General features: G+C 55.4%; 18 protein-coding genes. 6 read left to right on the top strand and 12 right to left on the bottom strand.

The window, feature by feature from the left end; genetic code table 11:
• Positions 1-11: 11 nt before the first annotated feature.
• The 4 genes from REIFOR_RS12205 to REIFOR_RS12190 form a co-directional block, all read right to left on the bottom strand.
• Positions 12-1,562: a glutamate synthase-related protein gene (locus REIFOR_RS12205; protein WP_100257825.1), complete on the bottom strand. Its 1,551-nt coding sequence runs from the start codon at positions 1,560-1,562 to the stop codon at positions 12-14.
• Positions 1,563-1,694: 132 nt separating this feature from the next.
• On the bottom strand, positions 1,695-2,231 hold the full coding sequence (locus REIFOR_RS12200) for a hypothetical protein (RefSeq protein ID WP_145980293.1): 537 nt from the start codon (positions 2,229-2,231) through the stop codon (positions 1,695-1,697).
• Entirely contained in the window at positions 2,228-4,612 is a 2,385-nt protein-coding gene (locus REIFOR_RS12195) for an Ig-like domain-containing protein (protein ID WP_100257823.1), read from the bottom strand. Before REIFOR_RS12195 ends, REIFOR_RS12200 begins: the two co-directional genes overlap by 4 nt.
• A 65-nt stretch (positions 4,613-4,677) precedes the next feature.
• Positions 4,678-5,145, bottom strand: coding sequence for a heme-degrading domain-containing protein (locus tag REIFOR_RS12190; RefSeq protein WP_100257822.1), 468 nt, complete (start codon positions 5,143-5,145; stop codon positions 4,678-4,680).
• 224 nt (positions 5,146-5,369) lie between these two features.
• Between REIFOR_RS12190 and REIFOR_RS12185 the strand changes: the two genes are divergently transcribed.
• Positions 5,370-6,371 carry a YhdH/YhfP family quinone oxidoreductase gene (locus REIFOR_RS12185; RefSeq protein ID WP_100257821.1) on the top strand — a complete coding sequence of 334 codons (1,002 nt, stop codon included), beginning with the start codon at positions 5,370-5,372 and terminating at the stop codon, positions 6,369-6,371.
• Positions 6,372-6,495: 124 nt separating this feature from the next.
• Here REIFOR_RS12185 and REIFOR_RS12180 read toward each other — a convergent pair whose 3' ends face one another.
• From REIFOR_RS12180 to REIFOR_RS12170, 3 genes are all read right to left on the bottom strand, one after another.
• The gene (locus REIFOR_RS12180; RefSeq protein WP_100257820.1) at positions 6,496-7,440 is read right to left on the bottom strand and encodes a 2-hydroxyacid dehydrogenase; all 945 of its coding nucleotides are present in this window, start codon (positions 7,438-7,440) and stop codon (positions 6,496-6,498) included.
• Complete coding sequence (locus tag REIFOR_RS12175) at positions 7,437-7,850, bottom strand: VOC family protein (protein ID WP_100257819.1); 414 nt, start codon at positions 7,848-7,850, stop codon at positions 7,437-7,439. Before REIFOR_RS12175 ends, REIFOR_RS12180 begins: the two co-directional genes overlap by 4 nt.
• 177 nt (positions 7,851-8,027) lie before the next feature.
• Positions 8,028-10,565 carry a hypothetical protein gene (locus tag REIFOR_RS12170; protein ID WP_100257818.1) on the bottom strand — a complete coding sequence of 846 codons (2,538 nt, stop codon included), beginning with the start codon at positions 10,563-10,565 and terminating at the stop codon, positions 8,028-8,030.
• Between the two features lie 354 nt (positions 10,566-10,919).
• Here REIFOR_RS12170 and REIFOR_RS12165 point away from each other — a divergent pair, with 354 nt between their 5' ends.
• Together REIFOR_RS12165 and REIFOR_RS12160 are read left to right on the top strand one after the other, a co-directional pair.
• Positions 10,920-12,008 (top strand): phosphotransferase enzyme family protein, encoded by a 1,089-nt coding sequence (locus REIFOR_RS12165; RefSeq protein WP_158524374.1) that lies wholly within the window; start codon positions 10,920-10,922, stop codon positions 12,006-12,008.
• Positions 11,974-13,404 (top strand): MATE family efflux transporter, encoded by a 1,431-nt coding sequence (locus REIFOR_RS12160; RefSeq protein ID WP_227003679.1) that lies wholly within the window; start codon positions 11,974-11,976, stop codon positions 13,402-13,404. The genes REIFOR_RS12165 and REIFOR_RS12160 overlap by 35 nt, the downstream gene beginning before the upstream one ends.
• A 58-nt stretch (positions 13,405-13,462) precedes the next feature.
• Here the strand turns inward: REIFOR_RS12160 and REIFOR_RS12155 are convergent, their stop codons facing one another.
• From REIFOR_RS12155 to deoC, 3 genes are read right to left on the bottom strand one after another with little or no spacing between them, the layout of a single operon-like run.
• Positions 13,463-14,704 (bottom strand): phosphopentomutase, encoded by a 1,242-nt coding sequence (locus REIFOR_RS12155; protein ID WP_100257816.1) that lies wholly within the window; start codon positions 14,702-14,704, stop codon positions 13,463-13,465.
• A gap of 17 nt (positions 14,705-14,721) precedes the next feature.
• A complete protein-coding gene (gene deoA, locus REIFOR_RS12150) occupies positions 14,722-16,038 on the bottom strand; it encodes a thymidine phosphorylase (RefSeq protein ID WP_100257815.1) in 1,317 nt (438 codons plus the stop codon).
• A 22-nt stretch (positions 16,039-16,060) separates the two neighbouring features.
• Positions 16,061-16,864, bottom strand: a complete 804-nt coding sequence (gene deoC, locus REIFOR_RS12145; RefSeq protein ID WP_100257814.1) for a deoxyribose-phosphate aldolase — start codon at positions 16,862-16,864, stop codon at positions 16,061-16,063.
• 313 nt (positions 16,865-17,177) lie between these two features.
• Here deoC and REIFOR_RS12140 point away from each other — a divergent pair, with 313 nt between their 5' ends.
• A complete protein-coding gene (locus tag REIFOR_RS12140) occupies positions 17,178-18,176 on the top strand; it encodes an ATP-binding protein (protein WP_100257813.1) in 999 nt (332 codons plus the stop codon).
• 171 nt (positions 18,177-18,347) lie between these two features.
• On the opposite strand, the gene REIFOR_RS12135 is transcribed toward REIFOR_RS12140, so the two are convergent.
• Positions 18,348-21,266 (bottom strand): insulinase family protein, encoded by a 2,919-nt coding sequence (locus tag REIFOR_RS12135; protein ID WP_100257812.1) that lies wholly within the window; start codon positions 21,264-21,266, stop codon positions 18,348-18,350.
• 266 nt (positions 21,267-21,532) lie between these two features.
• Between REIFOR_RS12135 and REIFOR_RS12130 the strand changes: the two genes are divergently transcribed.
• Positions 21,533-22,396, top strand: coding sequence for a tetratricopeptide repeat protein (locus REIFOR_RS12130; protein ID WP_100257811.1), 864 nt, complete (start codon positions 21,533-21,535; stop codon positions 22,394-22,396).
• Positions 22,397-22,461: 65 nt separating this feature from the next.
• Here the strand turns inward: REIFOR_RS12130 and uvrA are convergent, their stop codons facing one another.
• On the bottom strand, positions 22,462-25,290 hold the full coding sequence (gene uvrA / locus REIFOR_RS12125; protein ID WP_100257810.1) for an excinuclease ABC subunit UvrA: 2,829 nt from the start codon (positions 25,288-25,290) through the stop codon (positions 22,462-22,464).
• Positions 25,291-25,597: 307 nt separating this feature from the next.
• Between uvrA and REIFOR_RS12120 the strand changes: the two genes are divergently transcribed.
• Positions 25,598-26,782: an MFS transporter gene (locus REIFOR_RS12120; protein ID WP_100257809.1), complete on the top strand. Its 1,185-nt coding sequence runs from the start codon at positions 25,598-25,600 to the stop codon at positions 26,780-26,782.
• The last annotated feature ends 15 nt before the right edge of the window (positions 26,783-26,797 follow it).

The raw sequence follows: 26,797 nt of genomic DNA, 5'->3' as shown, positions 1-26,797 counted from the left end.
ATCTCGACAGCCTAACCTATATCGCTAAAGCCAGAATATTTAATTCCGGTTAGCAGGGCCATCTCGCGGTGCCAGGTGGCTAGGTCGTGCTTGTTGAATTGGTTTAGATGGTCATGGCCACAGGCGCGCGCCATAACCGACATCAGTTCGGTCGAGGCGTTGAAAAAGTTCTGCAACTGACGCGCCGACTTGTCGATATTCAGGCGCTGGCGCAACTCCGGGCGTTGTGTGGCAATGCCGGTTGGGCAGTTGTTGGTGTTACACATCCGCGCCGCGACACAGCCGATCGCCTGCATGGCGCTGTTGGAAATAGCGACGCCATCGGCACCGAGGGCCAGGGCTTTGACGAAGTCGATCGGCACGCGTAAGCCTCCGGTGGCGATCAGGGTGACTCGACCGCTCGCGCCTTGCTCATCCAGATACCGCCGGGCGCGAGCCAGGGCCGGAATGGTCGGCACACTGATGTGGTCGCGGAACATTTCTGGTGCCGCACCGGTGCCGCCGCCGCGCCCGTCGAGAATGATATAGTCGGCACTGGCATCGAGCGCAAACTGGATATCGGCTTCGATATGGTTTGCGCTGAGTTTAAAGCCGATCGGTATACCGCCGGTCAGTTCTCGAACGCGATCGGCAAAGCGCTTGAAGTCGTCGGCGCTGACCAGGTCTTTAAAGGTCGGTGGCGAGATAGCCGATTGACCCTCAGGTATATTGCGTACCTGGGATATCTTGCCGATATTTTTATTGCCCGGCAGATGCCCGCCTGTGCCGGTCTTAGCACCCTGACCGCCCTTGAAATGGAATGCCTGCACCGTGCTGAGCAATTCTTCCCGGTAACCAAAGCCGGCGCTCGCCAGTTCATAAAAATAACGGCTGTTGGCGGCCTGTTCCTCTGGCAGCATGCCACCCTCACCCGAACAGATGCCCGTGCCCGCCAGTTCGGCGCCGGTCGCCATGGCCACCTTGGCTTCTTCCGATAGCGCACCGAAACTCATGTCCGAGACGAACAGAGGCATCTTGAGCACTAGGGGCTTCTGGCATTGCGGGCCAATAATCAATTCGGTGCCGACGGCCACCGCCTCCATTAGGGGTTTGGTTGCCATCTGGGCCGCCATGATTTGGATATCATCCCAATGGGGCAGGGTATGGCGGGGCACGCCCATCGAGGTCATTGGGCCGTGATGACCCAGCGTCGATAAGCCTTCGCGCGCCAATTGGTGAATAAAGCTGACCGTCGGTTCTTCCACGGTCGGGATAGCGATCGGCGCGGCATTGGCGGCATTTACCGCGATGCCGGGACCTTCTTGGCCCACCTGTTCGGCGCTGAATTGCTTATGGGTGCCGTCGCAGAAGGGGAAGTTTTGACTGTGCTTACAGGCACACAAGTAAGCATCTTCGCTGCGTTCGGCGGTTAAGGCCTTGGGCTTAAAGCCGGTACCGGCATGGGAGCCATCACAATGGGGTTGGTTCTTGGAACGACCACAGGCACACAGATGATAGGTCTGACCTTCAGTCAGAGCCAGTTTGATCGGTTTATTGGCCGCTATAATGGGATGTTCGCTCATGGTGGTTCCTAGCTGGTGAATATGAATATCGAATAGGGTATCGAGACTGTTAGGAAGTTTAGCCTATACGGCGAGCACCTTGGTAGGGCTGGCCATGTCATGGCAGATTAAGCTCGAGCCAACGGAGGCGGGCTAGTTGCAGCGATAGAGCACTTGGAAGTGCACGAACGGTCGCTCGTCGCTGATGTTCGCTGCCATGGCGCTGGCGCGGGGCTGCGCCTGCCAGAGCAGTTGATAGTGGCAGTCCGCTACTATGAGGCTATCGGTTAGCTTGACCGCGGCCTGGGCAGGATCGGTTTGCACATAGAGTTGTTGATCGACAAAGCTGAACCGTCCAATGTCGGTCTGGTAAGGCGTGGTCTTGCCATTGACAAAGGCCCAGTAGATTTTCTCAGCCTGGGACAGGCTGACCTGGTGCGACGGACCACTGGGCCGGTCATCTACCCGACTGGTCACCCGGCAGTCTAGGCAGTCGGGTATGGCCGAGAGCCAGGGCGACAAACGGATGTTTTTCAGCCGCAGTTCGTCACTGTCGGCAACCACGCCTTGGGTCATTTCGGGCGTATAGAAGATTGCCACCGGTTCGGTCAGCTGCGGCAACGCCTGACAAGCGGTGAACAGGCTCGCGCAGCCCAGTGCCACGGCTGGGAGCAGTATTCTATGCATCATTCTGGCCTCTGTAAGGTTTCAACTATATAGGGCGACCGATCATATTGGACCCGAACCGGCCAAACAATAAAGGGCGTGTCGACCGGCGCTGTTAGTTGTACACCCTGGTTCGATAGGGTGCTCAGACCGCCAAAATCGGTCACCAAATTAGCCCAATCGTCGTGGTCGGTCAGAGTGGTGGTACTAGCGTCCTTGTTAATATCGGCACTCAAGGCGGTTTCTGTGGCGCCATTGGCGCAATTGAAATCGACGGCCCCGGACCCGGTGCGGCCAAAACCTAGAGTTTCATTCAGGTTGGTTTCATCGAGGGCGATGGAGCTGTTGTCGGAGAAATCCAAGACAAAGCTGGTATAGCTGTCAGTTGGTCCATTGATGAGGGTCGTGGCACAGGCATCGGCCACCTCGGCATGCATGCGGTCGCCTTCGTTGCTGCCAATGGTCGGTAGACCGCGCAACTGGTAGGTGTAGTTCATCACGCTGAGGTAGTTGGGCTTGAAGTTAGTCGACTCGTTGCCACCGTGACCGAGGCCTAGATTATGGCCGAGCTCGTGCATGAGCGTGGTGGCCTGGTAGTTGATCAGTTTGTTTAGATCACCGGCCGCACTCAGTCCCCAGTTCCCTAGGGTGACAATAATGTCATTGCCCTCCAGTTCGGCCAGGCCGGAGGAGCCCAATGAGCCGTCAAAATTTTGCGAATTGGCAAAGATTAGATAGTGAAAAAATTGCAGGCGAGCGTTATTAAAGTAGGCGGCCTTGTAGTCATAGAAATCGGCCCGGCCATCGACGGGTGAAAAAGAGATGCCATTGGCCAGGGGCACCTGTTGACCGCCGCCCAGATCGAAATCGAGCGGGTCCAAATTGCCACTGTCTTGATCGTATAGATCGCCAACATCGAAGTGGATGGCGATATTATGGGGCGCAAAAGCCGCGACAACGCTGTCGAGCGCCTCCTTGCGCGGTGTAACGCCCTCATCGATGGAGTTCATATAGTCAATTTCAATAAAGATATCGGTGACCCCTGGCCGAGCACCCCAGTCATACAGCGGCATGCCGGCGAAGGTTTTGCCGGCCGCCTCATTGCAATCTGGGATCATATCGAAATCGGCATCGGTGGCACATTCAACATCGTTCACTGAGCCGAATGTGCCAGGATTGAAGGCCGTCCAGTCGGCCGCGCTATTGCTATCGTTGTGGTTGGCATCACGACCGATCGATTGACCGAAGGAGCTGGTGCTTGAGATCAGCGTCGCCTTGTCTCCGCTCCAGGCGGTGGCATCGGTCGGGCCATAATTCTGCCCGAACTCGACGTAGTCAATGGTGGCGCCGCTGCCAACGTGGATCAGTTCGATATAACCATCGGCCGTCCAATAAGGGAACTCGGAGCCATTCTTGATATAGACCACTTGGTTGTTGTCCGCATAGGTCCCAGTGGCATGTTGACTGCGCACAACGACATAATGTCCTGGTAATAGATTCTGACTGGGTAGCGCGAAGTGGGTCCCCGATGACAGTAAAGCCGGATATGAAATACTGCGAAAACTGTACTCAGCCAGATCGATAGCGGTCCCGGTTGCGTTGTAGAGTTCGAACCAGCGTAGGGTATTAGAGTAATAGCTAGAGCCCACCTCATTGATTATCAGGTAAGCGTTTAGCGTGGCAAAGCCCTGTTCAACGGTGGCGATGGCGGTGCCAAAGGTGTTGGTTAGGGCATCGGTCGCCCGCACCTTGTAAGTGGTTTTTTCAGCTAGGGTTAGAGTCGGGGCAACCGTTACGGTTCGTGCCAAATCGCTAATCGTCGGGCCGGTCAGCGCTAGGCAAGTGGAGAAGTTGTCGGCCGATAATTGAATGCTACCGCTGCACACCCCGGCGCTGTTTTGCACGGTGATCGTTTCGCTGTCCAACGGATCATCGCTGCTTAACACCAGGTCGCTGGCTATGGCCACATTGGCCGCGGCATCGAGCGGGGTAAAGCTCACCACGGGGGGCGTACCATCGGCAAAGGCGAGACTGATCAAAGCGCTTACGGTTGAGGTACTGTCGCTCAGTTGTACGGTAAAGCTGTCTCCGCTGAGCGCATCGGCCGATGTTAGGGCGTAATCGAAGGCCCCGGTATCCGCATCGGTGATGGTCACACTGCCGTGCGCCCCTTGAGCGGTCACAATGAGAGTAAAGGAACTGGAATCGGTATCGCTAAAGCTAATGGTGTCTTGCACCGTCGCGGCAAAGGCCAGGTCGGACAGGGTCTGGTCGGCCATGGTCGGCGCTAACTGGGTCGGCGAACTAACCGACTCCACTATGGTAACCTTCGGGCTGCAGGCTATTGCCAGCAAGCCCAGAGCAACAATCAGAGGCGGTCGCACAAATGAAAGCACTGCACCCATAATTACATCCGCCTTGTTATGTCATTAAAATCCAGAACACATTCTTTAGCACAGTCTGCTTAGGTTCAGTGGTTTACCTGCTGGGTCACATACAGAGCCAGTGCCTGAGTGACCAAAATATGATCGTCTAGCTGGGCCAAACCGGACACGGTGACCGAACCGACCATGCCGGTCCCGGCGATCAAGATCGGGAAACAACCGCCATGGGCAGCGTATTCATTTGGATCGAGCAAGGTTGCGGCCTCGAAACTGGAGCCCTGTACCCGATAGAGTTCGCCCATGTAATAAGAACTGTGCGCAAAGCGTTTCACGACGGTTTTCTTGCGTCGAATCCAGTGGGCATTTTCCAACGTGGTTCCGGTCATGGCATGGGCGAACAAGAGTTGGTCGAACAGGCTAATATCAATGCTGATACTGATATCGGCGGCCAAGGCCAATTCACGCAGCAATACCCCGAGCTGCCAGGCATCGTTGCTATTGAAGTGTGGGAAAACCAGCGTATTTTCTTGTTCGAGTAGCTCATCAAGGGTCATCGGTAGCGGCCTTTTGGTGTAAAACGCTCATTAATTGGGGGCGACCGGGATATTTGTACCGGTCATAATGGTTCAGTATACCCCCAATTCAGGGCCGATCAGCACGGATGGAGCGTTTTTTTTGATCAAATTGACAACCCTGTTTGAAAAAGTACTGTGCCATGCGATCGTAACAGGCCAGAATCGAGGGTCACCATCCATTGTATTCTAAGCGGAGTAACCAGATGCCGAACACCGAATTTCAAGCCCTAGTTGTTGAACAGACTGAGCCAAAGCAATTCCAACGCTCCATTCAGCGCCGTACCGTGGCCGATTTACCCGCGGGTGAGGTATTGATCCGGGTCGACTATTCGTCATTAAACTTTAAAGATGCGCTTTCGGCCACTGGTAACCCAGGGGTTACCCGTAATTTCCCCCACACCCCGGGCATTGACGCGGCCGGCATCGTAGTACAGAGCAGCAGCGACTCATTTCAGGTTGGCGATGCAGTGATCGCGACCAGCTATGACCTCGGTATGGGCACCGCCGGCGGCCTGGGCCAATATATCCGCGTACCCAGCGCCTGGGTATTGGCCCTGCCCAAGACGCTGACGGCCTTCGAAGCCATGAGTTTCGGCACCGCCGGTTTAACCGCCGCGCTGATGGTTAACGCCCTGCTCGACAACGGCGTACAACCGGCCCAGGGTCCGGTTTTGGTTACCGGTGCGACCGGTGGTGTGGGCAGTCTGGCGGTCGCGATCTTGGCCAAGCTAGGCTTCAGCGTGACCGCCTCGACCGGCAAGTTAACAGAAACGCCCTTTCTTATGAGCTTGGGTGCTACTGAGGTGATCGACCGAGCGAGCCTGTTGACCAACAACCGACCGCTGCAAGCTGAGCAATGGGCCGGCGTTATCGATGTCGTGGCCGGGCCAACGCTGGCCAATGCCATTCAGTCGAGCCAATACAATGGTGTGGTAACCTGCAGCGGTTTGGTCGGCGCGGTCGATCTGACCACCTCTATCTTCCCCTTTATCTTGCGCGGTGTCCGCCTGATCGGTATTGATTCGGTGCAGTGTACGATGGCCGTGCGCACGCGCGCCTGGCAGGCGCTGGCCGGTGATTTTAAACCCGCTTGCTTGCCGGATTTAACCACTGAGATTGGTTTAGCGCAGGTCGAAGAATATCTGTTGGCCATGCTGGCCGGTAAATCCCATGGCCGCGTAGTCGTCAACATGGCAGACGATTAACCGATCGATTAACCGAACACCCCCTTAAGTCGGGCCACTCGGCCCGATTATGATCATTCGCTGAATTTCTCTTTTGGTTTATCGCTTTTCCGCTTGTCGCCCGGTTAGGGGGAAGAGTGATTGATCAGTAGCCCCGAACCAAGTCTACCGTTTCTGGTATCTGCCCACTCTGTCGGAACTCGGCCAGATGGCGCGCCACAATAGCGCTGGCGCTATGCGGTTGCGTCGGAGCCGAGATATGCGGCAACACCGTCACCTGGGGATGATGCCAATAGGCATGATCTTTCGGTAAGGGTTCCCGGTCAAAGACATCGAGTACCGCATGCCCAATCTTTGCGCTGTCGAGGGCCTCGAGTAGGGCGTCTTGCTCGATCAGGCTGCCGCGGCCAAAGTTGATCAGGCTGGCGCCCGGTTTTAGTCGGGCCAATCGCGCTCGGTTGAGCAGCCCGGCCGTATCGGGCGTGGCGGGTAACAGGCCGATGACTATATCGCTGCGCGCCAATAGCTGGTCCAGACCTGCGGCGCCGTTATAACAGTCGCAGCCTGCCAATAGCTTGGGTGTTCGGCTCCAGCCGGCGACCTGAAAACCATTGGCAAGCAAACGTTGGGCGACGGCCGTGCCCAGCTTGCCCAGACCGAGCAAGCCGATGGTGCGATCTTGCGCAGCGATATAGGGCAGCTGTTGCCAAGTTTGTGTCTGTTGCTGTTGGCGATAGGTCGGCATGGCGCGGTGCAGATAGAGGGTCCAGGCCAAACAGGCTTCGGCCATCAGGTTGGCCAAGTTGGGATCGGTGAGTCGAACGATTTGCAATGGACCTTGGCCGAAGTTGGCGATTATTTTTTCGACCCCGGCCCAGAGGCTGTGCGCCCAAACCAGGTTGGGCAACTGTGCTATCTGAGCGGGGTCTGGGTTGGCGACGATGGCAAACTCGACCGATTTTTTTTGGGTTGGGTTGAGCTCTACAAATGGCTGTATTTGCTCGTTTGGCATGGCCGCCCGCAAGTGGTTCAGCCACTCGTTGCGTTCGGTCTCGGCAAAGTCGCCGAGCAGGGCAATAACTGAGTTCATTGGGCGAATACTCCGTGGTGACTGGCGATACCCTTAATTTCCAACGGGTTACCGCTCGGGTCGCGAAAAAACATGGTTGCCTGTTCACCGGCCTGGCCGGGAAAGCGCACGCTCGGGCCGAATTCAAAGGCCAGACCGGAATCCGTCAAACGTTGGGCCAGTTCGGACCACTGCGGCATAAGCAGGACCACGCCAAAGTGCGGCATAGGAACTTGCGCGCCGTCGACCACACCGGTCTGGGCAGTACTAAAGGGCTGGCCCAGATGCAGTGACAGCTGATGACCGAAGAAGTCAAAGTCGACCCAGGTCTCGGTACTGCGGCCCTCTTCACAACCCAGTAGGGTGCCATAAAAGCGCCGTGCGGCCGCAAGGTCGGTGATGTTTAGGGCGAGATGAAAAATGCTAGCCATTGGCGAGTGTCCACGCAGGGTTTGGGTCTGTCTATTTAATCGGTTAAAGCAGTGAGTGTCTATGCGGGTTTTATGGGGATTGATCCGGTGATGGGGCGTGCAGAAAATGAGGCCTTAAACGAAAAACGCCAGCTCAAGAGAGCTGGCGTTGGGTGAAGCGAAAAGTCTTATGGAACCTTATTCGCCCTGAACCTCACCACCGATAACCGATGGTGCCACATCCGTAATAGCGGGCATGGTGCCTAGCCCAAACACGTCTTGCACGACGCCGGTCGGAATTGGCTCGCTTGGCGCATCAAAGGGTAAGTCAGAACAAAAGCCAGCTGAAAAATCAGTTACGGTCATGTTCTGCTCAACCTCAAGGGCTTTGAAAACATATTGCGCACCTGTACGATCGGCGACGACCACACCATCTGCCAGACTGATCACTGGGGCCCAGTTGTTACCAATAGGTTCCCAAGGCAAGCCATACAGATTGCCCTTGCCACCGTATTCGAGCACGAACACCGCGCCGTCTTTAGCCGCAGAGTCATTGCGATCGTTTGCGGTGCTGTGGGTATATTTAATACCAAGCGGTCGGTCAAAGGTGACAATGGCACTGGTGGCGTCGTCAACGAGTACCGTCTGTTGCTGCCAAGGGTTTAGGCCAGTTTCCCAGACATAGAAGGTGGTAATGTTGCCGTTATTCAGCCCAGCATAGAAGTTATCCGCGGTTATGGCCGAGCCGGTTACCATTGGACCAGTCTGTAAACCCCAGCTCCAGTAGTCGCTGGAGTTTGTATCTGATGTGGTCACCGTACTCGCAAAACCGATCGCATCGTCGGCAGCGTCGACTAAGGTCAGGTCCGCCTGAGCAAAGCTATAAATTGCCGCAGTCTGTTCATCGTTTTCAAATACATCTCCCCAATTCGACCCAGTATCGATATCGCCAACGGCGACACCGGCCTTTAGGCATTGTTCGACACAGTGGAGCGTGACGTCAGAGCCACCAGCAAACAAACCACCCGATGCGGTTTCGCTGCCGTTGACATAGGTTCTAACAAATGAGCTGAGACTGACTGCGCCTTGGGCGAACGTAACACGGCCACCCACCTGCCGGGACCACATAGATACAACCTCATTAGTCGCTAAGGTAACCGCAACAGGCGTACCTTCTACGTCAGTGATCACCGGGCCATCGTCATCCCAGTCGGTGATGATGCCGGTTACCTCAAAGCCATCTTCGGCTGCATTGAGCTTCAATATAGCCTCGTATTGGTCGACCTCATCCGAATCTTGGTTAAAGTCGGTATCTCCGGTAAATCGGCCGCTGTTCTCGTTCAAATGGGCTTGGAATTCTACGCCAACAAGTGTCTCTAAGGGTATCTCTTCGACGGTGTTTTTAATTAGCTTTCCAGGTGCCACTTTAACAGTATAGGTTTTGCCCGTTGAGTCATCACGGGTAGCTTCTTGGACTTTCTCACCATTTGTCCACGGTTGGTCGTCTTCGCGCCAGCTGCCGCCATAGCCCATCTGACCCCAGGATTCATAACCATTGGCATCATCGCCGCTGCCATTGCCATCCGCATCGACGTGCAGTTGCACGCCTGAATTGAGCACAACCTCGCTGCCGTCAGCAAGGTCATAGAGGCCATAGGTAAACGCTGTGTCTTCGACGCTATTGCGATCTAAGCACTGGTTGACCGTTACGGTTTGCGCAGTCGGATTCGTGAGTTCGTCAAGGGTGTCGGTGGTGCGCATATGTATATAGTCGGCATTCGCCGCCAGGGCAAAGGCGCGACTCATGCTTGGTATTACTTCATCACTTGCTGTGTTGACACAGAGTTTTGAGGTCCGAGCGCGGCCGATCTCGGTTTCTTGGTTGTAATTAACCGATGCTTGGGTGATGCAAGACACGGCGATAGAGTTACCCGATCCGTCCTGAGTTTCGTCGCTCTGTTCTTGGTACAGAGTAAAGCTTGAACTGTTGTCCTCGGTGCGCGATGAAATAACCTCACCCATGCCGAATTTGTCAGATTCTGGGGACGCCATGGTCGGCAGAAGGCCAAAGGCCAGCTTAAATATGCCAAAGGGAGTCTCTTCAGTTGGTGTCTCTGTGACCTCTCCCAACATCTTAACGGCAAAATCGCCCCCTTGTTCGGGGAACTTTGGTACCCAACCGTTGATGATCAATGGGCTGTCATCGGTGGCTTGTGAGGAATGGACAATTACCGGAATATAGGACGGCGCTGGTTCTGCCGCACCCTGTTCCTGGCCGCCGCCAGATCGTTCTTCAAAACAGCCAGCATCTGACCAGGCAACGTAATTGCCTTTACCGTTCATAGCGAGCGGTTCAGTCTGGCCGGTAAAGCACAGCAGGCTGTCAATAAAATCAATTGGTTCGGACGCATCGAGATAAACAAAAATATTTTGCCGCTCGGTGTTGTAATCACTATCGTCTGCAAATGCGGCCAAAGCAGCGTCCGAGATTAGGGCGCGGGTGCTGGTGCCAGCACGTGTGGCACTGCGGGTTACGTCACTGGTAGAGACTAAAGCCATCTGTGACGGCAAGGCCACACTGCCAGAAATAAGTGATCGCGCAGCGTCGTCGGTCGTTGTCGTGTCGGTGCTTGTCGTGTCGGTTGTCGCCGCCGCCGCCGTGTCATCTGTAGGAGTTTCGCAGGCGCTAAGCACAAAAGTGCACGCCAACGCGGTTAATAGGGGGATTTTTAGCATTCATTGCTCCAATTTACCCTAGGGTAAGGTTAGACAGCATCTCGCTTGAAATAAGCGGGAACACTGGTGCCCGCTCGAAGCAGACCAATATTAGTATCACACTATAGTATCACTACCATTTTGGCAATCTGGTTTGCGGGTTCAGGTGTATTTGTAACGATACAGCCCTCAGCCCTCAGCCCTCAGCCCTCAACAGCTTTCGGTTGGTTGGCGCTACCTGGCGATGTGAGCTGCCGGGCCATTTTGGCTTCACCCGGATGTTGGAATTTATCGGTTTACCGGTAATTCCACTTGTACTCTGAGTCGCCATTTTTAAGAATGGTTTCTTTCCTTCTAGTAAAAGAGCAGTTACAGATGGCGGGTGAACCGGTACAACGGCGATTGCAGTTCGTGTTGGAGCATTTTGGCAAGCGGCCGATTGAGAATGTCGTACTAAACTATTTCAGCCTAGCCAACGAGGTCTACACCATCACCACGCGCGAGGGGCAGTTCGTGGTGAAAAACTGTTTTAAAAACAACAGCCGGGAACTGGTCGCCAATGAGGCCGGGCTGATTCAGTTTCTCAACGACCATCAGGTGCCTTGCCCGAAGCTTATTCCGACGCTCAAGGGTGACTTGTTTTTAGAATACGACGGCCAATTTTATATTATGAATGAGTTCGTCGAGGGCTGGGTGCCTAAATGGCACGATACGCTCAGCGAGCAGCTGATGCATGAAACCATGCACGCCATGGCCGATTTTCATCGCGCCACCGAACACTTCAAGCCGCCGTTCGAGCCGAATCGCACGGCAGCCTTGGCCATCCCGGACGCTCGCCTATGGTTGCAAGCGTTGCAGCCGACCCTAGCGCAGGATTCAAGCCCTCGGCAATCGGTGCCGCAGATGCTCAGCATCGTTGATGAGCTGTTAGAACTTGCCGACAGTTTGCAGGCCCGCTTGGCAACGCGAGACTTGTCGGTGTTGAAAAAGGTGTTTATTCACGGCGATCTGCATTGTTTTAATCTGATCTTCAGTGCCGACCAGCAAGATTATCGGGCGATCCTCGATTTCGATTTTATCCGCGAGGACTATCGGCTGGTGGATTTTTTCTGGGCCACCCGGTCGATGGTTTGGGGGTATTGGTTTGAGGTGCTGCACGGCTTTTCGCCGCGTGCAAATGAGCACCGGATCACCGATGAACAGTTGCAAGCGGCAACCAGCCGGGCGCTGGCCTTTATGATCGACAGCTATCGTACTTACCATGACCTGCCGGACGCGGAAATCCGTTTGCTGCCGCTTTTTGCCGAGGCCCTGCCTTTTTATACGGTGCGCTTCTTTAAGCTGACTAATAGTGAAGAAGAGTGCCTCGATCACGCCGGATGGTTTCGCCATCAACTCGATAACATGGCGCAGACGGTGCGTCATCTGGATGTTGCGATCGAGCAGTTTTTGGCCCGCGACTGAGGTGCGGCGCGTCTGTCCCAGAGCCCTCGCTGCTCCCATTATCAGTCTGGCGGTGCCCATTATGATTCAAGGGGTGTTGATGAACCTGATGGGGTTTGTCGATGCTCTGATGATCGGTCAGTTGGGCGAAACCGCCATCGCGGCCTTGGGCAATGCCCAGCAGTTGGTGAGTTTTTTGTTTCTCTTGATGGCCGCGCTGTCGATCGGTGGCAGCGTGTTGATTGCCCAACAGCGTGGCGCGAAGAACCCCAGCGCTATTAATGACAGTACGATGGCCATGGTGCAAATTGGGCTGCTTGCCGGTCTGCTGCTCGGGGCGCTGGTCTGGTTTTTCGCCGAGAGCCTGGTCGGGCTCTTGACTACAGATCTGTTTAGGGCGCCGGCATTACGCTCCTCGGTGCCGCAGGTGGCGGCCACCTATCTGCACCTAATCGCCTTTGCCTTACCGGCAATGTTGTTATCTCAACTGCTCACTGGCGCCCTCAATGCTCTCGGTGATACGCGCACGCCGGTCAAGGTGGCGGTCAGTTTTAACCTGGTCAACTTTATTCTCAACTATGTGCTGATCTTCGGTCTGGGCTTTCCGGGTCTGTGGGCACCAGTCTTTAGCCCACTGGGTCTGGTCGGCGCGGCGCTGGCCACGCTGATTGCGGCCACAGGCCAGGCGATGGTGCTGTTTTGCCTGGCTCGGCGCCAGGACAACGGTCTCGACCTGTCATTGAAGCGTCTGTTCCGGGGCTATGGGGCGACGCTGAAAACGATTTTTCGGCTCGGCTACCCCAATACCATCGATGGTTTCTATTGGCAGGGCGCCCGGGTGTTCTACACGGTACTTATTAACAGTCTGGGCGCCATCGCCTATGCCGCCTATGCCATCGTGCGAACCTTAAAGACGCTCTTTATGTTGCCCATCGGCGGTTTGCAGACGGCGACGGCGGTGCGCATCGGGCAGTTGCTCGGTGCAGGCCAATTCAAGCGCGCCAAGGCGACGGCATGGATTGCCCTGTGGGTTGGCTTGGCGCTGATGACCGTGCCGGCGAGTCTCTTGATTGTCTTTGCCAAGCCGCTCTTGGCGCTGTACGCCATCACCCCAGAGACCGAACGCTTGGCCTATCTCTGCACCTGGGTTTTGGCCGGCTCGCTGTTTTTTACCGCGATCAACGCGGTAATACCCGGTCTGTTGCGGGCCGGGGGAGATGCCGCCGCGGTGATGCACATTACCTTGCTCAGCTTTATCCTCTGTGGTGCGCCGCTGGCCTGGTTGCTGGGGGTCTATGGGCAGCTCGGGCTGGTGGGTGCGTTTGTCGGTATCTCCCTGGAGGAGGTGTTTAAGTCGGCGCTCTTTGTGCGCCGAATGCGTCAATATCGATGGTTAAATCAGCTGGCGACAGGTTGATCAAGACGGCCGCCCAAGGCGCTCAGTCGTCTCGATCCGAGACCGCGCTGGTCTGGGCTCAGGCCGACAGCGGGGTCATCTGGCCGAGAAAGCTGGTGCCATAGTCCATGGCCTCCAGATCCAGATAGTCGGCGACGGTCTGGCCTATATCGGCAAACGAATGGCGCAGGCCCAGGTTGACCGGCTCACGGTTCTTGCAGTACACCAGCACGGGTATATGTTCGCGGGTATGGTCTGAACCCGGCCAGCTTGGATCACAGCCGTGATCGGCGGTGAAGATCAGCAGGTCGTCCGGACCGACTGCGCTGAGCAGTTCGGGTAGGCGGGTATCGAAGTATTCCAGGGCTGCGGCATAGCCGGCGACATCGCGCCGATGACCGTAACTGGAATCGAAGTCGACAAAGTTGGTAAAGACTAGGCTGCGGTCCGCGGCCGTGTCTATTACCGCCAAGGTCTTGTCGAACAGGGCCGCCAAACCATTGGCCTTGTGTTTTTCGGTGATGCCGATATGGGCATAGATATCGGCGATCTTGCCGATGGAAATTACCTCGCCATCCGCCTCTTTCAGCTTTTGCAGCACGGTCTTAGAAGGCGGCGCCACGGCCAGATCCTTGCGATTACCAGTGCGCTCAAAGTGTGCCGCATCGGCGCCGATAAAGGGTCGGGCAATCACTCGACCGATATTGTATTCGTTGACCAGTTCGCGCGCGATCGCACACAGCTCATAGAGCCGCTCGAGCCCGAAGCTGTCCTCATGGCAGGCGATTTGGAACACGCTGTCGCCAGAGGTATAGATAATGGGTTTGCCGCTGCGCATATGCTCTTCACCCAGCTCGCTCAATATCTCGGTGCCGGAGGCGTGGCAGTTACCCAGTATGCCGGGGACTTGGGCGCGGTCAATAAAGTCTTGCACCAAGCTGTCCGGGAAAGACTGGGTTTTGTCGTGGAAGTAACCCCATTCGAATAACACCGGCACGCCGGCAATCTCCCAATGGCCGCTGGGCGTATCCTTACCGCTTGATAACTCTTCGGCATAGCCATAGCTGGCAATAGGCTGGTTTGCCTGCGCCATGCCTTGTGGTACTTCGCCTTGGCTACTCTGGGTGGCGGCATTGATCAGACCCAGACGGGTCAGGTTGGGCAACGTTAGTGGGCCTGAGCGTTTAATATCCGCCTTGCCCTGTGCGCAATATTGGGCGATATGACCCAAGGTATTGGCGCCCACATCGCCGAATTTTACGGCATCTTGCGACGCCCCGATGCCGAAAGAATCCAGCACCATAATATGCACTCGTTTCATCGCGTTTAAAGCTCCTGTTAGGCGCGGATAATCTCATAGACCGCCGGTATCGATTCCGGTGCCTGATCCGCTAGGGTGAAGGCGTTGAGTAGCTGTTCTTGAACGGCGTTAAACTGCGCGGCGTTCTGCACATGAACGTAGAGCAATGGCTCGCCGGCTTGAACCGATTCGCCCAATTTCACAATCCGGTCGAGGCCCACGGCGTGGTCAATTTTTTGGTCGGCGCGGGACCGACCGCCGCCTAACTGTACCACAGCCAGGCCCAATTCTCGGGTCTTGATATGGCTCACAAAGCCAGAGCGGGTCGCTAAAATCGGCTGCACCAGGGGCGCGGCGGTCAGGTAGTGGTCCATGCGCTCGACAAAATCGGCCGGGCCGCCCAAGGCATGTACCATCTGCGCGAATTTCGCCAAGGCCTGGCCATTGTCGAGGACGTCTTGCAGCATCGTGAGCGCCGCCGCTTGAGAATCAGCCAGTTTGGCGGCACAGAGCATTTCTGCACAGAGCGCCAGGGTGACCTCATGCAACACCGGATCGCGGCGCACACCCTTGAGATAATCGACCGCCTCGCGGACCTCCAGGGCATTGCCGGCGGATCGCGCCAGCACCTGATTCATATCGGTGAGGATAGCGGTAGTGGCCGTGCCGGCGCCATTGGCGACCTGGACGATGCTTTCAGCCAGGGCCTTACTGTCGGCATAGCTGGGCATAAAGGCACCATCACCAACCTTGACGTCCATCACTAGGGCATCCAAGCCGGCGGCGAGTTTCTTCGACAGAATCGAACCGGTGATCAGATCGATGCTTTCAACCGTAGCGGTAATATCTCGCACGCCATAGAAGCGCTTATCCGCGGGGGCCAAATTGCCGGTTTGGCCGATAATTGCGACGCCAATATCATCGACGATCTGCTTGAACTTTTCCGGGCTGGGGTAGGGGTCGTAACCGGGAATGCTCTCAAACTTATCGAGCGTGCCGCCGGTATGGCCCAGGCCGCGCCCGGAAATCATCGGCACATAGCCGCCACAGGCGGCGACCATCGGACCCAGCATCAGGCTAACGACATCGCCGACCCCGCCGGTGCTGTGTTTGTCGACGATTGGCCCTTTGGCGTTCGGCCAGCTCATCACGCTACCGGAGTCGCGCATCGCCAGCGTTAGCGCAACCCGTTCGGCCAGTGTCATATGTTTGAAATAGACGGCCATGGCAAAGGCGCCAATCTGACCTTCGGTCACGTACTCGTCGCGAATACCGTTTACAAACCATTGGATCTCGGCCTCACTCAGCTCGCCCCCATTGCGTTTTTTACGAATAATCTCTTGCGGTAAAAACATGGCCTGTACTCCGGGCAACGTATTAATAGGGGCGATCTGATTTAGCTTGGCTGACGGCCTCGCCGTTGTTCTGAGCCGCTGGCGCATGACCGAGGGTCTGGAGCAGGCTGGCCAGCAAGCTGCTGGCGCCGAAGCGGAAGGTTTTCGGGGTCACCCAGTCGGCGCCCAATATTTGCGCTGCCAGGCTCAGGTAGCGCTCGGCATCGGCGACATTGCGGACCCCGCCCGCGGCCTTGAAGCCAACCGCTCGCCCGCTGTCTTTGATCGCTTGAAGCATAATCTCAGCGGCTTCTGGCGTGGCGTTGATGGCGACCTTGCCGGTACTGGTTTTAATAAAGTCGGCGCCGGCTTCAATTGCCAGCTCGGCGGCTCGGCGGATCCATTCGGGTGTGGCCAGCTCACCGCTTTCGAGAATAACCTTGAGCAATACCGCTGGGCCGCAGACCCCTTTGCATTGGCTGACCATTTGCCGGCCGACATCGGCATCGCCGGCCATAAGGGCCCTATAGGGAAACACCAGGTCGACCTCATCGGCTCCGGCGGCAACGGCGGCACGGGTTTCGGCCAGCGCGCTGGCAAGGTCGGCATTACCGTGTGGGAAATTGGTAACGGTGGCGACCTTGACCTGGGTGAGCTTCAGTTGTGCCAAGGTCTTGCGGGCTGGGTTGATAAAGGCCGGATAGACACAAACCGCGGCGGGAGAACCCTCGGGCGTTTGCGCCTGGTGACAAAGTTGGCCGATGGTCGCTGCCGTGTCATCATCATTCAGCGAGGTAAGATCCATCAGTGATAGGGCTAAACGGGCAGTCTGGAGTTGAGATGTCATTAACTTGTCCAAGTGGTCAATTTCGCACTATTCTAGGTGCTTCGCATCCTTAACTCAATGGTGTTAGCCGGCTGCGGGGAAAAATAAGCCGTTTGCGCTGTGTGAAGCGGGGCCATAGGTTCATTTTAGGGTGTTTGAGCGGAATTTTCGTGGCGCGATGGTATAAATGATCACTTTTTTCTATATTCATGGCCCATATAGGCATTCGTTTGGTAGAGTGACTGCTAAAGTGTGTCCTAATCTGGCAAACTGTCGCGTTAAAGTAAGAATCGATTAAAGTCATTCAGTTGACCTATTACATGGAGAGCAGTGGGTGAATCCTCGAACCCGTTTAAAACAGTTATTGTTGGCGAGCCTGGTTATTTGGCTGGGCGTCGGATCCTTAGTTGGCTACATAACTTTTGATAAGTTTATTCCGCTGATCTGGGCGGGCCTAATCGGCGGTATTTTCATTGCCGGCCTGACCAGTATGTTGGCCCTGAATCAGAGCCAGATGGAGGTGGCCGAATCTAATCGAAGCCACAGCCGCACCAAGCGTCAGGTGCAGGAACAGCAATTGAAATTGGACCGTTTGGAATACGACGGTAAGAAAGCCAGCGAATTACGCCGCATCGTGCTCAATTCCACCCAGGAAAAGGATCATTCGCTGCGCAATATGGCCGCCGCATTGGATCACGCCATGGATGAAATTATAGAACTGACCGACCACCAGGGTGCCGACACCTTGGCTGTCATCCGCACTCGTGCCGAAGGGATGAAGCGTTACGCCGCGGATTTGCAAGCCTTGGCCCAGTTACAATTGCGCTCCGAGTTACCGAATTATCAGGAACTCGACTTCCTCGGTGAGTTGAATCTATTGGTCGATGACTGGATCTCATTGGGTAAGATTCGCGGGGTTAAGCTAAAGTTGGATAATCCGGAAGACCAGATGCCGGTGATGTCCGATCCGAACTGGTTAAAAAATCTGCTCTCACGTATTGTGCAGTCGTTGATCCGCATGAACGAAGATTCTACGCTTAACATCAGCCTAATCGGTTATTTGGATGCGGCCTTGGGCGACTCGTTACGAATTAACTTCACCATTGACGGACGGCAGTTTAAGCCCGATCAACTGAAGCATATTATGACCGAGTATATCTCTATTATCGAACACGGTCAGGAAGTCGGCCCGGGCCTAACCTATGTGGTCACGCGCCGCTTGGCGCAGATGTTGAACGGCTATGTCGAGGTGACCAATACTGGCAACGGTGTGAACGTGCTAGTGGTATTGCCGCGTAATCCTCAGCCGCAAGAGAAAGAAGACTTCAGGTAAGCCCGCTAAATATCCGAATAGGTTGGGCAACGCCAGTTGTCTAGCCGGTCGGTCTAGTCGGAGCCAGGGCGCATCTGCCGCCCTTTTTTTTGGCGCGGTTCAACCCCGCCCCCAATTCTATTGTTACTTGCTACTTCCGCCATCTACCATCTACCTTCTAGGTTCTACTGCCTAATCGCTAATGTTATTGAAGGTCGGTGTGATCCACTCAATATCGTCTGGCCAAGCCTTTGGTTGTTCCAGCGGATATTTGCCAACGATGTTTTGCGCATGGTCGGTATAGTCGTCGGCCATGTTCACGCCGACCTGATGCAAGGTCAGCGAGCGGGTCGCGTCGCCGAGAATGCGGATATCATAGAAGCGTCGAAAACCTTCCAGACTGATCTTCTCAACTTCAGCAGCAATGCGCGCCCGGGTATTGAAGTTATGGTTGCCGTCCTGAATGTTTTGCCAATAGCGGCTGCTCAAGGCAAAGAGGTTTTTGTCTGGTTCGGTCAATCCGGTCATCAGGCCCCGCTTGTAGGCTTCGAAACTCAGTTCGTTCATATTGGCTAACTGCTGGGCAAAACGGCTTAAGAAACGGTTCGAATAGAGTTGCACCATGGCCGCGTCGGTACTTGGCGACTGCACATAAAGTAGCAGTGCCGGCAGGCCATCTATCGGATAGGCCCGTGCTAAGACTATATAACCCAGCTGTTCGCGGGTACGCAGATCGGCAAAGTAGGGCGCGCTCATGGTTTCCGCTAACAGCGCATAGAGTGCGCGCTCACGCAGACTGCTGTTGTCGCCCTGATACAGTTCCAGCATGGCTGAATCGGCGTGATCAATATTGACCCGGGCCAAAAAATCGCGCGCCGGCAGCTTGGCGATGGCCCGTCCGGCCGCTTGAGTGCCGCCCTGGGGGATGATTCTGTCGATGCGCTGAGCCAGAACCTTGGCCTGATCGGCGAGGATATTGCCGTGCACCAACAGTTCCAATCGACTGCTCGCTAGCCACTCATTGCGCGCAATCAGCAGACTATCTGGGGTCAAGGTCTGCGCAGCTGCCGATTGCTCAGCGACTGAGAAACTGTTAGCCGTGAGCCATTCATTTAGTTGGCGGATCATCTGACTGATCACCGGATCTTCCGAGCGATTGCGCAGCGCCCGCAGGGTTTCCTCTTTTTTGATGGCAAAACGCTCTGGACTGATGCGGTGCTCGGTTAGTTCCAGAATAAGGGTGTCGAGCAATAGGTGTAACTTGTCCTGATAGCCATAGAGCCGAACTTGGATGCCATTATCCACTAAGGCTATGCCATAACCGGATCCAGCCAGGCCAGCCTCATAGCGAACCTCATTGAGCGCGTCGTTGACCAGATCGAGATACAGCGCCGTGGCCATCGCCTGGCTGGCCGATACGTTGGCGTAGTTGGTTTCCAGCAACAGGTGAATGTCGACCTTGGGCGTGTAAAAGGCATCATCTTGTTCAAACCACAGGGTTTTACCGCTGTCCTGCAACAGGATTTGGGGTGTACTGCGGTACAGTGCAGAGGCGACCTTTTGTGCCGGTTGGACATTGAACTGGGTCGGTACAAAAGGGTTAGCATTCGGTAAGGCCAAGCCAGGCGCTTGATTCGGTGTGCGCCATCGGGCAACGGTGGCACCGGCCAATTGTTCGCTGCGATAGGGCGTCTGGTAATATTGACTCTTAACCAGGGTTTTGGCGTCCGGCCGGACTAGAATGACCAGAGCATTGTCGGGTATTAGGGCCGATAAGACCTGTTCAATCGCCGCTGGCGTAAAGTCCGCCAACCGGTAGGGACCCGAGAGCACCTGGGCCGCCGGATAATAATGCTGATTCTCGGCCAGAGCCACCGCAGTCGAACTGGGCCCAACCTTTTCCGCGAATTGAAAGGCCAGCTCATTGATGTTTTTCTGCTCGTCAAAAATCCACTCTTGAATCCCGGCCTGACGAATCAATTCGATATGGCTGAATAGCAGCTCGGTGACCGCTTGCCAATTGGCTAGGCCGTCCGGGGTGAGGTCGATCTGGACATCAAAGGTGGTGTTGGCATGAGTTATACCGCCGCTGCTGGCGGACAGGTTTTCCGCCCAGCCCTTAGCTTTCAGAACCGACAAGAGCGAACCGGTGGATTCATGGCCGAGTAGGTGGCCGACGTATTGGTTGGGTTTGCTCGCCAACTGCCCAGCCGTGCCGGGGATGGGAAAGCGCAGTTCCAGACGTCGCATCTCGCGGCGTGGCTCGATCGTGACCAATAGAGGCAGTTGCACTGGATCAAACAGCGGCACATCGTAGTTGAGCTTTGGCGCTTGCTGGGCCCGAACACCGGCAAAGTAGTCTATGGCCCAAGACTCCAAGGTGTTGATATCTTGGGGGCCATATATGGCTAAGGCCATATTGGCCGCGACATAATGCTGCCGATAGAAGGTGCGTAATCGAGTGGTCATCTCCGGCGATGTCAGAGTAGACAGGTTGCCAATAGCCAAGCGCGATGCCGGATGACCGGCGTCGGTTAGTTCGCGCATGACATCTTCAATCCGACGTTCGTCATTCTGTAACGAGGCGGTGAACTCGGAATTGACGGCATTGCGCTCACGCTCGGTAAAGCCCGCATCGAACAGTGGTGCAATAAAAAATTGCGCGAAACGATCGAGCGCGGGCTCCAGTTGCAAGCCATTGATGTCGAAGTGATAGAGGGTATTGGTGTTGCTCGTGTAGGCGTTATCGCTGCCGCCGTTCTGTTCAATAAAGGTTTGATAGCCATCGACTTCGGGAAACTTCTCGGTCCCGAGAAACAGCATGTGTTCCAAAAAATGCGCCAGGCCGGGAATGTCGGAAGGATTGGCCCACGAGCCGGAGAAAACATTTAGGGCCGCGGCGGCCTTGTCGCTACTGGGATCGGACACCAGGACAACAGACAGACCGTTGTTCAGAGTCAGGGTTTTAAAAATTCGTGCTTCACTGGCGCTGACGTCAATATTGGAGGGATTCGACTCCACCGAGCCCGGGGATTGGATCCAGAATATGCCGGTACCAGCCAGTACGACTGTCACGGTTACGGCGAGGGCTAGGATGACGCCGCGCTTCATGGTTAACTCCGGTTGTGTAAGTGAATAACGACCTAGTTTACCGGTGAGCCAATCGATGCACCAGCTTAGGGGTTGTCGAAAACCGTTTTAATTCAATCGCCACGGTGCGCAGGGTACTTAGGCTCCGCGGTCTTGTCATTGCCAAGCCGTGACATCAGGCTTTTTATCGGTCTTGGCGATTTCTAAGGCTCCTAGGTCTTGTTCCTCGTCTATTTGGCCCTTATATTCACCCCAATATTAAAAGCGTGTGAAAACCTGAGGTCGCTATGAATACAACAAATACTATTGTCGCTGTAACCGCCGATAATTTTCAGCATATTATGGTCGAGCAGTCGCAACAGCAGCTGGTCGTGCTCGATTTTTGGGCCCAATGGAGCGAGCCCTCTAAGGCTCTAAGCCCTATTCTGGAAAAACTGGCGCTTGAATACGCCGGTCAATTTCTGCTCGGCAAGGTCAACACCGACGAACAGCAGGCGCTGGTGGCTCAGTTTGGTGTGCGCAGTTTGCCCGCGGTGGTCTTTGTGAAAGACGGACAGCCGATCGATGGCTTTATGGGCGGTGAATCGGAGCGCGTCATTCGTGAGCGCTTACTTACTCATTTGCCCGCGCCATGGCAGGTTGATGTCGAACAAGCTCAAGCTTTGTTGCAGGCAGGACGGTTCGACGAGGCACTGACCCTGGCCTATAGCGCCTATAGTTTGAGTGATGAGGATTTTAATATTGGCTTGCTGATGGCGGATTGTTATCTGCAGTTAAAACGCGTCAAAGAGGCCCAGACGGTCTTGGTTAAGGCGACCTTGGAACAACGCCTAAGCCCATACTGGGTCGCGCTGGAGGCCCGCCTCGATCTGATGTTGCAGGCCGCCGACAGCCCGGAAATCGTCGCGTTACAACAGGCCTTAGCCGCCGATGCGGATAATCTTGAATTGAAATACAGCTTGGCCCTGCAGTATAGCCAGCATGAGCGGGTCGAAGATGCCTTGCAGGCGGTGTTGGAGGTGTTGCAAAAGGATAAGCAGTTTCACGACGGGGGTGCTCGTAAAACCATGTTGGATTTACTGCAAAGCCTGGGCAAGGGCGACCCTCTAGCGGCTCAATACCAGCGCAAACTCTTTACCCTGCTCTACTGAGCAGGATAAAGGGGACAGGCAGTGAACCGGTTAGGCCACCCTTGGGGGCAGCCCAGCCAGCCTAGCTAAGGTCGATCCAATTGAATCTTAAGATAGCTACCGGTGACCGAGCCCTTATCGACAGCCAGCTGCTCTGGCGTGCCACTGGCGACAATCTTACCGCCGCGCACGCCGCCTTCAGGACCCAAATCGATCACCCAATCGGCGGTTTTCACCACATCCAGATTATGCTCGATCACCACGACCGTATTGCCGTTGTCGCGTAACCGATGCAACACCTCTAAGAGTTGCTTAATATCCTGAAAGTGCAGACCGGTGGTCGGCTCATCGAGAATATAGAGGGTGCTGCCGGTATCGCGCTTGGACAGTTCGCGCGCCAACTTAACGCGTTGGGCCTCGCCGCCCGAGAGGGTGGTCGCGCTTTGGCCCAGCTTGACGTAAGACAGACCGACATCGGTCAGGGTTTGCAATTTGCGGTAAAGAGCTGGGATGGCCTCGAAAAAGAGCAAGGCATCCTCGATGGTCATATCCAAGACTTGGTGGATATTTTTCGATTTATATCGAATCTCCAGTGTTTCACGGTTGTAGCGCTTGCCGGTGCAAATATCGCAAGGCACATAGATGTCCGCTAGGAAATGCATTTCGACCTTGATCAGGCCGTCGCCCTGGCAGGCCTCACAGCGCCCTCCCTTAACGTTAAAGCTGAATCGGCCCGGTGCATAGCCGCGCGATCGAGCCTCTTGGGTGCCGGAGAAGAGATCTCGGATGGCGGTGAAAATACCGGTATAGGTCGCCGGATTGGAACGCGGCGTGCGTCCGATCGGGCTCTGGTCTATATCGACCACCTTGTCATAGTAATCCAAGCCTTCGATCGCTTTATAGGGTGCGGCCGTCAGGGTGGTGGCATTGTTCAGCGCGGTAGCAGCCAGTGGATAGAGCGTCTGGTTGATCAGCGTGGACTTGCCCGAACCGGATACACCGGTAATGCAGGTAAAGAGGCCAACCGGGATATGCAAATCGACGTTTTGCAGATTGTTGCCGGTCGCGCCGCGCACGGTCAACTGCCGGGTGGGATCGTTTACCGCGCGCTCGGTCGGTATTTCGATACGTTTTTTGCCGCTCAAGTATTGCCCGGTGAGTGAGTTTTTATTCTTCATAACCTGTTCCGGCGTGCCATAGGCGATGATTTCACCCCCATGTACGCCCGCGCCCGGGCCGATATCGAGGACCCAATCGGCCATCTTGATGGCGTCTTCATCGTGTTCAACGACAATCACCGAGTTGCCCATATCGCGCAGATCGGTCAGAGTTTTTAGTAAGCGATCGTTATCGCGCTGATGCAGACCGATCGAGGGTTCGTCAAGAATATACATCACCCCGACCAGGCCAGCACCAATTTGGCTGGCCAAGCGAATGCGTTGGGTTTCTCCACCGGACAGGGTGTCGGCGCTGCGGTTGAGGGTAAGGTAGTCGAGTCCGACGTTCTCTAAAAAGGTGAGCCGTTGAACGATTTCGCGCATGATTTTTTCGGAGATTTGCGCCCGATTGCCGGTCAACTGAAGCTTTTTATAGTAGAGCACCGCATCGGAGATCGACATATGGGTGATTTCCGGCAGCGTTACGCCGTCAATAAAGACGTTGCGCGCGCTTTCTTTGAGTCGACTGCCGTTGCAGCTTGGGCAATGTTGCTCGGCCAAAAACTTGCCCAGCTCCTCGCGCACCGAACCGCTGTCGGTCTCGCGGTAGCGCCGATCCATATTGGGGATAATGCCTTCAAAGGTGTGCTTGCGGTTGTAGATGGCGCCCCGGCTGTTGACATAATTGAAGTCAATTTCGACATCGCCGCTGCCTTCCAAAACCGTCTTCTGGAATTTTTTCGGTAAGCTGTCGAACGGCTTTTCGATATCGACCTTAAAATGACTCGCCAAGGACGTGAGCTGGCTATAGTAGTACACCGAGCGCCGGTCCCAGCCGGATACCGCGCCTTCAGCGAGGGTCAGGCTGGTGTCCCGAACCACTTTCGCGCGATCAAAATATTGTTTCAGCCCGAGTCCGTCGCATTCCTCACAAGCCCCGGCCGGGTTATTGAAAGAAAACATGCGCGGTTCCAGTTCGGTAATGGAATAACCGCAGACCGGACAGGCAAATTTATTGGAAAATAACAGCGTCTCGCCATCACCGTCCATCCAGGCAACTTGGGCGATGCCACCGGATAGGGTCAGGCAGGTCTCAAACGATTCCGCCAGACGCAGCTGCAGGTCATCTCGCACCTTGAAGCGGTCGACCACGGTTTCGATTGAATGCTTCTTGCGCTTGTCCAGCGCCGGCACCTCATCCAGATCCATGATCGTGCCGTCAACCCGCACGCGCACAAAGCCCTGGGCCTTCAATTCGTTAAAAATATGCAGGTGCTCGCCCTTACGATCACGGATCAGCGGGGCGAGCATCATCAGCTTGCTGCCGGCCGGCAAGGCCAACACCTGGTCAACCATTTGGCTGACGGTTTGGGCTTCCAGCGGTTCGCCGTGCTGTGGGCAGCGCGGTTCGCCGACTCGGGCAAATAAGAGTCTGAGATAGTCGTAGATTTCGGTGGTCGTGCCGACCGTTGAGCGCGGATTGTGGCTCGTGGTCTTTTGCTCAATGGAAATTGCCGGTGACAAGCCCTCGATGTGATCGACATCGGGTTTTTCCATCATCGATAGAAACTGTCGCGCATAAGTCGACAACGACTCGACATAGCGTCGCTGGCCTTCCGCATAGAGAGTATCGAACGCCAAGGAGGATTTACCAGAGCCCGACAGACCGGTAATAACCACCAGTTTGTCACGCGGGATATCGATAGAGATGTTTTTTAGGTTATGGGTACGAGCCCCTTGGACGGAAATTATGTCCATGTAATCCTCAATGTTGGCAAAAGCAAAAGCTCAAAGAAAGCATAAATTGGTTAAAAAATCCAGCCCGGCGTGGGGTTGTGTTGCCCGTTAACTCTGGCCTGGCCGCAATGGGGCTAGGCCGCAGGACGGTTATCGAGGTGATCGGGTCCTGGCCGACACTGGATCTCAGCAGGACCAAAAAAACGATCCCAGTCTGCTGTTCGGATGTACAGTTTGCAACGTTTTTTTTAGTCTTTTTCTTTACTAGGGCAAGGGGGCGCGCATCTGTTAGAATTCGCGTTTTTCCAGCCATAAGATTTAACGGTCTATGTCACTGAATAATCTGGAACGCAGGGCCCTAATTGGTCTGGCGATGCTTTACGCGACCCGAATGCTCGGCCTGTTTATGGTGTTGCCGGTGCTGTCGCTTTATGGCTTGGATCTGGAGGGTGCAAATAGCGCCAACCTCGGTCTGGCATTGGGCATCTATGGCATTACTCAGGCGGTGTTGCAGATTCCCTTTGGCGCGGCTTCGGACCGCGTCGGTCGTAAGCCGATGATCCTTATTGGCTTGCTGGTGTTTTGCCTGGGCAGCGTGATCGCAGCCTTGTCTGATAACGTTATCGGCCTGGTTGTCGGTCGAGCTCTGCAGGGCTCCGGCGCTATTTCCAGTGTGGTTTTGGCCCTGCTAGCCGACTATACCCGGGAGACCGAACGGTCCAAGGCGATGGCGGTAATCGGTGCAGTGATCGGTGGCTCTTTTGTCTTGGCAGTGATGTTAGGGCCTTGGATTGCAAAGTTGGCCGGTCTTAACGGCCTGTTCTGGTTTACCGCCTGCTTGGCTCTGCTGGGTCTGCTGGTGGTCTACCTACTGCCGCCGGTGCCGCCGCTTCAACAGCATCCGGAGCGTCAGGTGCGCGGCGACCTGGTTAAGACGGTCTTCGCCGATAGCAATGTATTGATTCTCAGTTTGGGGATCTTTTTCTTGCATATGACCATGACGGCCCTGTTTGTCGCCTTACCCGTGATACTGGTTGCGCGCGGTTTTGTCGCAGCAGAACTGGGCAGCATCTATGCCCCGGTGATGATTTTGGCCTTTCTCGGCATGGCGCCGATGATGATGGCCGCGGAAAAACGCAGCGCCCATATCCGCTACTTGCGCTTTGCCGCCAGTTTTATATTTGTCGCGCTGTTGGCCATAGGCCTTGTGCCCAGCGGCGCGGCGACGGCAATGTCGCTGTTGTTGTTTTTTGTTGGCTTCAATTTCATCGAGGCCACCTTACCGTCGCTCTTGAGTCGTAAGGTGGATCCGAGCCGGCGAGGTACCGCCATGGGCGTGTTTGCTACCGCGCAGTTTCTCGGTGCGGCGCTGGGTGGTATCGCGGGTGGGCTATTATTTGTCGATCAAAACATCGGCCTAATTGTCGCGCTGGGCATCGGCGCACAATTAATTTGGATTGTACTCTTAACGGTCGTTAAGCCGGTCATCAAAGCAGACGCTAAGACGGCCTAGGCCCCTCTGCAGTGA

The organism is Reinekea forsetii, from assembly GCF_002795845.1.
Lineage (GTDB): Bacteria > Pseudomonadota > Gammaproteobacteria > Pseudomonadales > Natronospirillaceae > Reinekea > Reinekea forsetii.
This window is presented reverse-complemented; position numbering and strand designations above follow the sequence as displayed.